10 protein-coding genes are annotated in these 12029 nt (G+C 54.7%); 1 reads left to right on the forward strand and 9 read right to left on the reverse strand.

Going from position 1 to position 12029, the window contains the following annotated elements:
- Positions 1-116: 116 nt before the first annotated feature.
- The 3 genes from QNH46_RS17735 to QNH46_RS17745 form a co-directional block, all read right to left on the reverse strand.
- On the reverse strand, positions 117-1406 hold the full coding sequence (locus QNH46_RS17735) for a galactokinase (RefSeq protein WP_283925440.1): 1290 nt from the start codon (positions 1404-1406) through the stop codon (positions 117-119).
- Positions 1407-1424: 18 nt separating this feature from the next.
- Positions 1425-3854: a beta-galactosidase gene (locus tag QNH46_RS17740; protein ID WP_283925441.1), complete on the reverse strand. Its 2430-nt coding sequence runs from the start codon at positions 3852-3854 to the stop codon at positions 1425-1427.
- 123 nt (positions 3855-3977) lie between these two features.
- Positions 3978-6035: a beta-galactosidase gene (locus tag QNH46_RS17745; RefSeq protein WP_283925442.1), complete on the reverse strand. Its 2058-nt coding sequence runs from the start codon at positions 6033-6035 to the stop codon at positions 3978-3980.
- 148 nt (positions 6036-6183) lie between these two features.
- Between QNH46_RS17745 and QNH46_RS17750 the strand changes: the two genes are divergently transcribed.
- Entirely contained in the window at positions 6184-7023 is an 840-nt protein-coding gene (locus QNH46_RS17750) for an AraC family transcriptional regulator (protein ID WP_283925443.1), read from the forward strand.
- A 54-nt stretch (positions 7024-7077) separates the two neighbouring features.
- On the opposite strand, the gene QNH46_RS17755 is transcribed toward QNH46_RS17750, so the two are convergent.
- The 6 genes from QNH46_RS17755 to QNH46_RS17780 all read right to left on the reverse strand — a co-directional run bounded on the left by QNH46_RS17755 (position 7078) and on the right by QNH46_RS17780 (position 11988).
- A complete protein-coding gene (locus tag QNH46_RS17755) occupies positions 7078-7578 on the reverse strand; it encodes a DUF3502 domain-containing protein (RefSeq protein ID WP_283925444.1) in 501 nt (166 codons plus the stop codon).
- Entirely contained in the window at positions 7536-7997 is a 462-nt protein-coding gene (locus tag QNH46_RS17760) for a type 2 periplasmic-binding domain-containing protein (protein ID WP_283925445.1), read from the reverse strand. The genes QNH46_RS17755 and QNH46_RS17760 overlap by 43 nt, the downstream gene beginning before the upstream one ends.
- A 286-nt stretch (positions 7998-8283) precedes the next feature.
- Positions 8284-9402, reverse strand: a complete 1119-nt coding sequence (locus QNH46_RS17765; RefSeq protein WP_283925446.1) for a glycosyl transferase — start codon at positions 9400-9402, stop codon at positions 8284-8286.
- On the reverse strand, positions 9402-10616 hold the full coding sequence (locus QNH46_RS17770) for a glycosyltransferase family 4 protein (protein ID WP_283925447.1): 1215 nt from the start codon (positions 10614-10616) through the stop codon (positions 9402-9404). The genes QNH46_RS17765 and QNH46_RS17770 overlap by 1 nt, the downstream gene beginning before the upstream one ends.
- Positions 10613-11656 carry a nucleotidyltransferase family protein gene (locus QNH46_RS17775; RefSeq protein WP_283925448.1) on the reverse strand — a complete coding sequence of 348 codons (1044 nt, stop codon included), beginning with the start codon at positions 11654-11656 and terminating at the stop codon, positions 10613-10615. Before QNH46_RS17775 ends, QNH46_RS17770 begins: the two co-directional genes overlap by 4 nt.
- Positions 11657-11757: 101 nt before the next feature.
- Complete coding sequence (locus QNH46_RS17780) at positions 11758-11988, reverse strand: hypothetical protein (RefSeq protein WP_283925449.1); 231 nt, start codon at positions 11986-11988, stop codon at positions 11758-11760.
- Positions 11989-12029: the final 41 nt, after the last annotated feature.

Consider the following 12029-nt stretch of genomic DNA (forward strand, 5'->3'; position numbering starts at 1 on the left):
GGGGGATAACTGCTTTCTTAACATTTAATCTTCTCATTACGCGTTCTACTATTCACCAGGAAACAAAATTGCGAGTACGATGCATTCATTTCCTCGTTGCTGAAAATACACTCTAACTAACCTTCCAAGTCCAGACAAATGGCCCCTTGCTCCCGGACATTGATAATGAATGTCGAGGTGCCGATCGTGTCCTTGATGAACTCGGCGTACTTGGCCGCCTCTTCATTTGGAAGAATCGCCAGGATCACTCCGGCGAACCCGCCGCCATGGACCCGGCAGGCTCCTTTGCCGATCGATTTCAAATATGATTCCGTCAGTGCCAGCGCAACCGTAATCCCTTGATGGCGAACGTCGGTCTCCTGATAGCAGTTCTGCAGCCATTTCCAGGAGGAGTCCCCGGAATCTGTGATCAGCTCCAGAAATCTGTCCAATCGTCCGGCCTGCAAGGCTTCTACCTGGGCATCTACCCGGTCATTCTCCGCAAAAAAGTGCAGCGCCCGCAGCACCGCCCGATCCCCGCATTGTTCGCGGAGGGAATTCAGATTGCGGTAAATATCCTCTGGTGCCAAATCCCGGCAGACCTCGGCGCCTAGCGCCTTGGCTACGGCCCGCATCTCATTTGGCACCGCGGCGTAATCCTCTGTCAAATCAGCATGGTTGCCGCCGGTATTGACGATAACCAGAGAGTAGCCGCTGTTTTGGAAGTCATAGTTTACAGGCTGAACGACAGGCTGCTCCGGATCGGCGAAATCAATCGTGATCAGACCGCCGTACGCGCAGGCCATTTGATCCAGCAGGCCGGACGGCTTGTTCCAGTACTTGTTCTCGGCGTATTTGCCAATTTTGGACAAAGCTACGGCATCCAATTTGGATTCATTATAGAACGTATTCAGTATACTGCCGATCAGCATCTCGAACGAAGCCGAGGAGCTTAGGCCGGAAGCGGGAATGACCGTTGTCGAAATATAGGCTTTAAAGCCTCCGACCTCACAGCCCATCTCTTTGAAGCCTGCTACGATACCGCGAACCAGCGACAAGGTTGAGGCCTCGTCCGCAACCGGTTCCTGCTGCGTCAAATCAACTTCGAACTTCCCTTCATAACCTTCCGAAATGAACGTAATAACCGGCTCGTCCACCTTCACGGCAGCGGCAATCGTATCGAGATTAATGCTGCCTGCCAGCACCTTTCCATGGTTATGATCCGTATGATTCCCGCCAATTTCGCAGCGGCCGGGCGCGCTGAACAAAGCCAGCTCGCCGTCTCCGAAATGCTCCTTATAGGTTTGCACCAAAGAGCGGTAACGGGCAATCTGATCTGCTAGTTGTTCTTCGCCGTACATTTTGGATAGTAATGCTTTCCCCTTGCTGCTCTGCAATTTCTCCAACGCTTGCTCTGCGTTTTGCATCTTGAAACCCTCCTGTCTCTACAACTCTCCCAACTCTTTCATTCTGCTTGTCACCGCAACGTGGTACACAACCTCAGCCGATACCTCGTGAAATTCCGCCGTCTGCTCTCCCTCGAACAACTGCTCGACCGCCATGGCCGCGCCTTGTGCCACATTCATAACTCCTTTGCGCAGCGGCGTCGTTTCCAATACGATTTCCCCGCCTTGAATGGCTTCCTGGAATCGCGACAGGCCAATCTCCCATGGGGCGCCATTATAGAAATGGTCGTGGAACAGCCTGCCCTCCGAAAAGGCATAGCCGACATTCCCCGTATAATCGATCTTAAGAAGAACATCCTGGGCATCCTCCAGAATGCGTTGGTCTAGAGAAATCAGCACCTTATGATCATGAATGCGCTTCACTTCCATTGTAATGGGTTTGGCCGGGACCTGTATATGACAGTTTTCAAACCAGCCATCCCGCTCGGCCGCAATCCGGCAGCCCTTTCCACCGGCCAGCCATTCCTGCTTGTTCCTTTCATCCGTATATTCCCGGAATGAAAATTCATTTGCACCATAACTGTAAAACTCTAATCCGTACGCGGTTCCGGCAAGCGGGGTATCCGAGAACAGAATGCGTCTTCTGCCTCTACCTGCTGTCGAGGCCAAAGCTGAGACCGATTCATCATCGACTCCTTCCATTTCCGTTTCTACCTCCCACAGCATAGAAGCTTCCTTGGATGACATCGCATAAATGCGGGTCTCGCTGCCGTCCGTGCGGTAAATACGAATCATTGCCGGTACGTGATGAGGTACGATGATACAGTAGCTTCCGTCTTTTTCCCGCCGAACCGTTCCTGCATCAGTCTCGGCACTCGTTATCCCGTCCGCCGCCAGCATGAATTCTCCGTCGATGCCTTCCGGCATGGCGAAGAAGTAAGTGCTAAGCTTCCCGGAACCCGTCACCGTTACAGGCTGTGCCGTGGCATAACGCAATAGCAAGCCGGATAAGTCGAACTGGAACGGCAGCATGAACGAAGCATTTTTGCGAATCGTCAACGTATTATTCTGCGGCAAGCGAATACTGCCTTCCCCCAGTTGAATGTCAAATTGAACGTCTCGATGCTCCTTCATTTCGACATGATCCTGATAGTTATTCACGAAAACAAAACCCGAGCTTCCATCGGTACGCACGGCATACCGAAGCGTTTCCGTATTGTCCGGTGCAAGCCCGGCCGCCCCTTCCGGCAAAACCGTCGACATTGGTGCCAGTCGATCCCCAAAGGCTCTCAGGAAATAATGCAGCAGGCGAAGCCGATGGTTCGATTCCCGGATTTGGCCGAATTCCCCGATCGGGGCCTGGAAGTCATAAGTAATCCGCGGAGTCGTGCTTTCGTTCAAATAACCGCTCTGCCCCACGGGATTTGTTCCGCCATGAAACATGTAATACCCGATAAAGTTGCAGCCGCCCGCAATTTTCATCAGGCTCATAGCCGATACGCTCTCCGGCTCCACCTGAAAGCGGGACAAATACCAGGTCTGCATGCCCCCGCCCATTTCGCAGCAGGCGAACGGATATTTCTCCTTCGGGTACGGCGGTGCAAAATCTCCGGCTACCCCATCGTCATGATAGCTGTCGAATATATACTCGCGCGTCGGCTGCTGCAGCGGATTTTGCGCGCTAATGCTCCAAGGCGTATAGGCATAACCTCCATAAAGCGGCAGCACCTCATCCTCCAGCACCGGGGCCCCGCCCCAGCCCGTGCTCGTATAAACCGGCGCTTCAAGCCCAGCCCCGATCGCCAGCTCTTTCAGGTGCCGCATATGCCTTACCCCTTCGCCTCCCCTACTGCCTCCGCTCAAATACTCGTCTCCCTGCTTTGCCGTCATCTCCCATAGCGCCGCGGCGGCGTTAAGCTCGTTCTCCAGCTGAATGCCAACGACGGGTCCTCCCTCCTTGAACATCAGCCCGGACGCCTCACGGCCGATCTCCGCGTATAGGCGGCGGACATAATGCAGATAACCCTCATCATTCGAACGGACATCGAATGCTCGGCCAAACAGCCAGTCCGGCAGTCCGCCATTACGGACCTCCCCATGACAGAACGGCCCGATGCGTAAAATGACGTAAAGACCGCTGCGCTGGCAAAGCTCGATGAACTTCCGCAAATTACGGTTCCCCCGCCAGTCGTACAGCCCTTCGATTTCCTCATGATGATTCCAGAAAATATAAGTCGCAAGAATGTTGATGCCCGATGCTTTCATCTTGTTGATTTCTGCTTCCCAATCCGCTTCCGGGTAGCGGGAATAGTGAAATTCACCGCAGATGGCAAAATACGGCTTTCCATTGAACTCCATATAGTAGTTCGTAAAGCTGATTTCGTCTCCAGCCGGATTTCGTCCGCCCAGCCTCAAGGTTGAAAGGGTTACTTTTTTGGGCATAATATTGGCTTGAATGGAATATAGCATCGTCAAAACTCCTCTCAATGGGCAATTTGGGCAAATCGGATCAGAGAAGACAAGCCGGGCATTCGCTCCGGCTTGTTGTTAGGCTAACATGCAAATTTCAAGTATTATTGGCAGGTTTGCGGCTTAAGCCGGACGTTTCAATACAACTACTCCGTGAACAGGCAAGGTGAGTTTTCCGCTCAACGCTTCGCCTGTTTCCATATTCACATATTGACGATCATCCAGTTGTACATGCTGCTCCTGTCCGCTGAAGTTCATCACGAACACATAATCGAATTCCCCATCCGTCCGGACCTGAGCGGTCACGCCGGCAGGCAGTTCAGTATGAATAACCCGGTCAACGCCTGCGACATTAACGATCTGCTTGTAGAACTCGCCCAGGAAATCGTCCTTCAGGCGCGTCGCCATATGGTAAGCGCGGCCTTGCCCGAAGCGGTTCACAGTCAATGCCGGTTTGCCCGCATAGAAGCTGTCCGTATAGGTTCCCAATACCTCGGCGCCTTCCGTATGAATCAGCTCGCAGATTTCATGGGACTCGAAGCTGCCCGTGAAGCCCAGTTCATTGCCCTCGGCCATCGCTATGCCGTTCCGGTCATGATCGTACAATCCTTCGATCTCCTCCGCCCAGATGCCAAGCGTCTTGCGCAGCGGCCCTGGAAACCCGCCAAGATGGCACAGATCATGCTCATCGACGATGCCGGACCAGTAGGTCGTAACCAGAGTTCCGCCATTCTCAACGAACTTCTCCAGCTCGCGGCCCGTCTCCTCACGGCACAGATACAGCATTGGAGCAACGATCAGCTTATAACCGCTAAAGTCATCCTCCGAGCCGATAATATCCGTCGGTACGCCCTGCTCCCAAATCGCCCGGTGATGCGCGATTACCGTCTCCTCATAATGGATGCCTGAATTGCGCGGTCCTTGCGCATCCTGTACGGCCCAGCGATTATCCCAATCGAAGAGAATCGCTGTCTTCGCCGGAGTCGGCGTGCCCGCAATCTCGGAAATATCGGCAAGCGTACGTCCCAAATCGGCGACATCCTTGAACACTCTTGTATGCTCATGTCCAACGTGATCCACGACCGCCCCGTGGAATTTCTCGCTGGAGCCTCTGCTCTTGCGCCACTGGAAATATTGCACGGAATCCGAGCCGTGAGCGACCGCCTGCAGGGAGGACAGCTTATGCATGCCCGGCTGCTTCAGCTTGCTGACCGGCTGCCAGTTTGTCAGGCTCGGCGTACTCTCCATCAGCAGGAATGGCTTCTGCTGCAGCGAACGATACAGATCATGCCAGAAAGAGACCGAAGCGCCCAGCTCAATGTCATTTTTATAATCATGCCAGGTCGGATACACATCCCAGGAAATGACGTCAAGAATCTTGGCCAGTTTCCGGTAGTCCAGCCCATCCGTCATATGCATATTCGTCGTCGCCGGCAAGGCAGGATTCGCCTTCTTCACGGACTGGATCTCATGATTGCAGAAATCCGTCATTTGATCGGTCACGAAACGGCGCCAGTCCAGGTTCTGTCCGTGAACCATATTTTCCCCGTGAGGAGCAGGCGACTCGATCTGACTCCAATCGGTGTATGTATGGGCCCAGAAGGATGTCCACCAGGCAAAATTAAGCTTCTCCAGCGTGCCATATTTCTCCTTCAGCCATGCCCGGAACGCCTCCTGACAATAGTCGCAATGGCAGTCTCCGCCCAGCTCGTTCGAAATATGCCAGCCGATGACGGCAGGATGGTTTCCGTAGCGCTCCGCCAGCTTGCCGTTAATGATCGCTGTCTTCTCCCGGTAAACCGGGGATGTGTAGCAGTGATTATGTCTCATGCCATGCAAATTGCGGACGCGGTTCTTCTCCACCCGCAGCACTTCGGTATATTTCGCCGACATCCAGGCCGGGCGTGCGCCGCTTGGCGTGGACAGCCAGGCATAAATGCCGTTCGCCGCAAACGAATCGAGTACCCGGTCCAGCCATTCAAACGTAAATACCCCTTCTTCAGGTTCAAGAGCAGCCCAGGAGAACATGCCAAGCGCCATTACGTTGCAGTTGGCGAGCTTCATCATGCGGATATCCTCTTCCAGCACCTTTGGATCATGCAGCCATTGGTCCGGGTTATAATCCGCTCCGTGCATCAAGACGGGAAGCCTGTCGCTGATCGGTGGAAATTTCTTCGTCATCGCTGTATCTCTCCTTATAAAATCGTCATATTCACTTATCCACCTTTGATAATAGACCAAAATCCTCTTATAATCATAGAACATATACAACTAATAATCGTCTTATCTTAACATTGGACTATTTTCAATCTGGAGGTCACTAAAAGCCATGATGCCTTTCCTGCTTGCGGAATTCACCAATTTGGAGCAAATACTCCCGCTGTACGTTTACTGCGTCGGCAGCCATGAACAGAAGCACCTCGAGCGGCCCGATGGCTACCCTGCCCATCAGCTCTTCCTGTCCCGCAGCGGTCAAGGGATCTTCCGCATCCCAGGCCGTGCCGATATTTTGTTGACTCCCGGTACCGCGCTGCTTCTGCCAGCCAATCTCCCGCACGCTTATTTCCCTTACGAATCTACGGAAAATTGGGATTTGGGCTTCGTCGCTTTCGACGGCCATGCGGCCAAGCCGCTGCTGGAGCAAATGCACGAATTGATGCTGACAGCGCTGCAGGCACCCAACTTCGAGCTGCTCTGGAGCCAGCTTGAGTCGCTATGGCACCTCATCAGCCTGAACGGGGAGCAATCGTACTGGGAAGCCTCCAAGCGCATTTACGGCATGACCATCTCATTGCTTGAAGGGCAGACCAGTGACAAAAAATCGTTGAAGGGCGTTACTGCTTCCGGCAGCCCGCAGCCTGCTCTGCAAGCCGCAGTAAAGCTCATCCACGACCACTACAACGAAAGGCTGCTGCTGACGAACGTAGCCAGGGCCGCTGGCTATTCCCCCCAGCACTTTCACCGTTTGTTTGTGACCAGCTACGGCATGACGCCCCAGCAGTACATTTTGCAGCTGCGGATGCGCCGGGCGACCCAGCTCCTTCAAGAGAACCCCGACATAACAGTGGAGAGCGTGGCCGAGAAGCTCGGCATGGAAACGAGCTATTTTATTCGCATGTTCAAACGCACTTATGGCCTAACGCCCAAAAAATACAAAGACCAGCCGTAAATTCATTGAAAAAACTGCCCCAAACATGACGTTTGGGACAGTTCTGGACCTGTTTTATTTCTGTGCTGCCAGGAATGCATCAACCTGGCTTTGCATCTCGGCGCTCACTTTATCAATGCCTGCCGCCTGCAGCTGCTTGATCAGATCGGCTTGGCCTTTTTCGATATCCTGGATTAGGCCGTATTCCAATGGAATCGCATAGCGCAGCATCACGTTCCCCAGGTTCGATACTTCGTTCTTCACCTTGCTGTCGTCAAACACGAAAGTTTCGAGAGGGTAATGGTATACATGCTCCTGCCACTGATTGAGCATTTCGTCAGCTTCCTTCGGATACGTCGTATCCGTACGGTTCAGCAGGGAGTTCCATCCCCAGTTCGAGAAGCCGGTGTAGTTCGTAGAGCTCGGACCAGGCGTAAATTGGTCATCGCCCACTGGCTCATAGTGCTTGCCGACAATGCCGTACATCGTCAAATCGTGAATTTCCTTGTCGTTTTGCAGTAAATCGATCAGCATCAGCGCACGCTCCGGGTTTTTGGAGGTAGCATGAATCGCCACGCCGTTCTGAGCAGATCCGTAAATTCAGGCGTATCATAAACGTTAAACACCTTTCCGGACGGATCGTCCATTTTGAATGCAAACGGCACGTTCGAATCAACAACCTTCCAGTTGTTTTGCTGCTCCAGCAGCACCTCGTCAAGCTCATGCCATTTCCAGCCGTCGCCCGGTTTGGCACCGAATGCATTCATTCCTTTTTCGTTGGCTGCAATCGTTTTAAGATATGCCGCATACGTCTCCGGGCTGTTTACCGGCTCAAGATTGTATTTCTTGCGCAGATCCTCGCGGATCAATACCACTTTGTCTACAACCTCGTTACTGTTTTGCGGTACTATGTATACTTTGCCGGATACCTTTGCCTGATCCCACGCAGCCGCTGGCAGCGCCTCCCACGTTTTCGGCGTGTATTTCACAAGCATATCCTCCGTCAGCTCCAGGAAGCCGCCGCGGATCGCCTGATCATTGTAAAATGCCCAGATATGTATATCAATCTTTTACATTTACTGGATAGGCCAGGATTTTTCCTGTTATTAATCGTACGCCAACCGAACTATTAATAAAAAAGCAGCAGGGACAGGCTTGGCCGCTGCCTTGCTGTCCATGCTGCTCCAACTAATATCTTCATCAGTTACGATGTTATTTCTTTATGACTATCTACTTTTCTATTCCCTCTTTCCCTGCTTCTATGTTCATTGTTCTCTTTACTTATTTTTCTATTGCCTGTTTCTCGTTTGCCAAATGCTCTTCATACATAACCTCAGCCAGCAAATAGGAGATGGTCGATTCTGCACCCCGGTTCAAATTCGCCCCGCTCTCCTGCAGACCGTCACAGCAGCTGCCCTCTTCGTGATCAGCAAGAGGCACCCCGGCGTCGTTATCGCCGTAGAACCAGTCACGGCAAGCCCGTGCCGTCTCACGGTAACGCGTTCCGCCCGTCAGTTCGTCCGCCTTGATGCAGGCCAGCATCAGCTTCATGACATCGATCGGCTGCTGATCCCATAAGGCCCGGGAATGCCGCGAGCACCAGCCCCTGTTGCCGATCGGACGAATATGTCCCTCGGGACTGCGGCTCCGCAGGATGAGGAAGTCGAGGCTGCTCAAGGCGATGTCGAGTACCTCCCTGTCCCTGGTCGATTCATAGGCCCATAGCATCCCCCAAGGCAGAAGCCCGTTGCTGTAAGTCATCTCGGCCTCATACCACTGCCATTCCTCCGCCGCATGGCTGCGGTAACTCTGCTTAAGGCGACGCGCCAGCTCCTGGATGACGGAGTCCGCCAGCTCTGCGGAAAATGCAGAAGCTGCTGCGGCGCCATGGATTCGACCATCGTGATAACCATGTCTTTTGAGCAGGCCCAGCGCTGCCAATGCGTGAGCCCATCCCCGGGGCGTCCGCAGCGTGGAGACCAGCGGGAGCGAATGGGCGAGCAATGTTTCCGCAGCCAGCTGCCTGCCGGGATCCTCCAGGCGACAGTAAGCCAGAGCGGATGCCCACAGGCACCGGCCCAGGCAGTCCTCCGAAGGGGTCTCCGGCTCCGCCGAGCGATCATAAGCAATATTGTTATGATAATGGCCGTCCTCCTTCTGCACCCACAACATGAACGCCAAATAAATATCGATTAGCGGCAAGAGCAGCGGGCGATCCTGCTCGCCGGACAATTCCAGAAGCTCCAGGCTGGCCCAGAGCGCGCGGGCCTGGTCATCCGTGCTGTACCCCTCTTTCCGTCGGGGAATTTTCCCGTGTGCGTGCTCTGTAATCCCCGTATCGTCGGTCAGTCGCCGAAGATGGGCCAGCCCGGGAAGCCTTCTGCTTATCGTTGCTGTCATTACGCTTCCACAACCTTCGGAGCCAATTCCCGCCGATCCTGCTTAAGGCTGGAGGCAGCTGCGCCAGCCTTTGCCTTGGCGGCGAGCTGGCCGAACAAGCTCAAGTGCAGATTGCCGACCTTTGGCCAGTGCATGGCACGGCCGATGTTCATCATGCCGCGCTCCATCTCCAGCCGTTCCTCCTCGCTACCGAGAAGCTTGCACATCCGCTCGGCCCACAGCTCGGCATCGCCGGGCGCAAGCAGCAGCTCCGGATAGCTTCCCAGGAGCTCCTCCGCATATACGTAAGGCGTGCTCAGCACCGGCCGGCCCAACCCTACGGCATAGGCCAGCGTGCCGCTCGTTATTTGCTGCAGCCCGGGATAAGGCGTCACGTAGAGGTCGCAGGCCGACAGCAGGCCGACAAGCTCATCCTCCTCCACGTAACGGTCGATCATCGTTACATGGTCCTCCAGCCCGCGCTGCTGGATCATCGCTTGCAGTTCCTCGCGGTAGGCCTCTCCTTCCTGCTTCTTCACCTCGGGATGCGTCTGTCCGACGATCGCATACAGGACGTCCGGCACCTCGCGGGCTACTTTGTCCAGCGCATGTATGACCGTCTCCAATCCCTTACCCCGGCCGAGCAGCCCGAAGGTCATCACGACCTTCCGCCCGTTCCAGCCCATTTTGCGGCGGTACGCTATCCGCTTGCCAGGGGCCGGCTCCGGCGTGCCATGGGGGACGACCTGGATTTTTTCCCGGTGAATCCGGAAGGCGCTGTGCAGGAAATCTACCGCCCTCCGGTTCATGACCATGATCATATCGGCTCGCTTCGCCAGACGCTCCTGCACGCTGCGGTAAGGCTCCTTCGGCTGCTCGAAGACCGTATGGAAAGTTACGGCCAGTGGCTTCTCCAAGCGCTCGGCAAGATCCAGCACATATCCTCCGGCTTCTCCGCCGAATATTCCGAACTCATGCTGGAGCGATACCACGGCCACCTCGCTGCGGTTCAGCCGGTCAGCCGCCCGGATATAAGCGTTCCGGTCATGCTTGTCGAGCTCCCAAATACCGGGAGCCGTCTCCAGTCCCGTAGCCTCGCTCGTCCGCAGAGCAATAACCGGATCGATGCCCCGCCATCCTCTCGCCCCCCGGATGCTCTGGCGCAGATGATGCGTATACGTGGCAATGCCGCAGCGCTGGGGAATATAAGTACCGATAAAAGCGATTTTCGTCATAAGGTCACCGCCTCCCTCATCCGATTTACGACGGCTTCATAGAGCGCATAATTCGGGCCAGCCTCCGCGCCCGTGCCGAAGACGCATTGATGAAGCTGCGCTCCGTACTCGACGCGGCAGCCTTCCCATAGTATCGTTTCGGACAGCTCCGCCTGCTCTTTAATGATGCAGCCGCTCCCGATTACGGAATACGGCCCAACGGTCACGCCGTCCTCAATCCGCACTTTGTCCCCGATAAGTACCGGAGGAACGATCGTGGCCCGGGGCGAAATTCTGCACTGCCGCCCGACCCAGACCCCTGGGCGGATCTCCTCGCCATAAATCGGAATCGGCAGCTTTCGATCGAGCACATCCCAATGCACCTGGCGATATCTCGCCCTTGTGCCCATATCAAGCCAATAGCCTTTAAGCTGATAACCAAAGACGCCCATTCCCGTGCGAATCAGCTTCGGAAAGACCTCCCGCTCGATGGAAACCTCTCTTCCGGCGGGAATAAGCTGCAGCGCCTCCTTGTTCATGACATAGATTCCCGCATTGATGAGCCGGGACGGCGCCTCCTCCTTCCGCGGCTTCTCCACAAAGCGGACGATGCGCTGTCCTTCAGCCAGCTCAACGACACCGAATTGCGAAGGGTCCTCTACCTCCGTCAGCCCGATGGTCACCGCCTGCCCGTGCCCGGCATGAAAATCGACGAGCGGCTTCAGGTCGAGCTCCTGCACCACATCGGCATTAAGGACGATAAATGAATTGCCGAGCTTCGGTTCAGCGTGCTTGATCGCCCCGGCCGTTCCCAGCGCCTCCTTCTCCAGCGTGTAGTCGATGCTCACTCCCCACTTCCTCCCGCTGCCGAAATATCCGCGAACCAGCTCGGGATAATGCTTGAGGGCAATGACGATTTCACGGAAACCCTGATCCCGGAGCTGAGTAATCAAGTGCTCCAGCCAAGGCCGGTTCCCAACCGGAGCCATGGGTTTCGGGTATTGGCCCGTTAAAGGCAGCAGACGGCTGCCCATTCCTCCCGCTAACAGCAATACCTTCATTACAAACATCACCCTTCCTTGATCGATATTAAAAAAGCTGAATCATGGCGGTCGATTTTTCAACGATCATGTTGCCATAATAGTGAAAATTCACGTCATCTTCAGCTTCCTTGCTTTGTTATCTCCGGCTTGTCATCAAGCCGCAGCATCCGCTTTATGCTTTTTCTCAGGCGCTTGGCCTGATTTCCCGTTCGAATAGCCATCTGCTTGAATCCCATATTCCAGGACAGCATCGTATGTTCCGCCTGAAATATAGCGATAGCTCCGCCTGCTGCGCCGCTCCCTGGCAGCTGCAGGCAGCTTTGCGGGCTTGCCCCTTTTGTCAGCCACATACGTATCCTCCTTTCAATATTAGCACTCAATGAAGTCGGCT

Origin of the sequence: Paenibacillus woosongensis (genome assembly GCF_030122845.1) — a bacterium.
Taxonomy (GTDB): Bacteria; Bacillota; Bacilli; order Paenibacillales; family Paenibacillaceae; genus Fontibacillus; species Fontibacillus woosongensis_A.

Excerpts from the sequence above, each read along its gene's own strand:
- QNH46_RS17735 (WP_283925440.1), bottom strand. The coding sequence starts at position 1,406 with ATGCAAAACGCAGAGCAAGCGTTGGAGAAATTGCAGAGCAGCAAGGGG.
- QNH46_RS17740 (WP_283925441.1), bottom strand. The coding sequence starts at position 3,854 with ATGCTATATTCCATTCAAGCCAATATTATGCCCAAAAAAGTAACCCTT.
- QNH46_RS17745 (WP_283925442.1), bottom strand. The coding sequence starts at position 6,035 with ATGACGAAGAAATTTCCACCGATCAGCGACAGGCTTCCCGTCTTGATG.
- QNH46_RS17750 (WP_283925443.1), top strand. The coding sequence starts at position 6,184 with ATGATGCCTTTCCTGCTTGCGGAATTCACCAATTTGGAGCAAATACTC.
- QNH46_RS17760 (WP_283925445.1), bottom strand. The coding sequence starts at position 7,997 with ATGCTTGTGAAATACACGCCGAAAACGTGGGAGGCGCTGCCAGCGGCT.
- QNH46_RS17765 (WP_283925446.1), bottom strand. The coding sequence starts at position 9,402 with ATGACAGCAACGATAAGCAGAAGGCTTCCCGGGCTGGCCCATCTTCGG.
- QNH46_RS17770 (WP_283925447.1), bottom strand. The coding sequence starts at position 10,616 with ATGACGAAAATCGCTTTTATCGGTACTTATATTCCCCAGCGCTGCGGC.
- QNH46_RS17775 (WP_283925448.1), bottom strand. The coding sequence starts at position 11,656 with ATGAAGGTATTGCTGTTAGCGGGAGGAATGGGCAGCCGTCTGCTGCCT.
- QNH46_RS17780 (WP_283925449.1), bottom strand. The coding sequence starts at position 11,988 with ATGTGGCTGACAAAAGGGGCAAGCCCGCAAAGCTGCCTGCAGCTGCCA.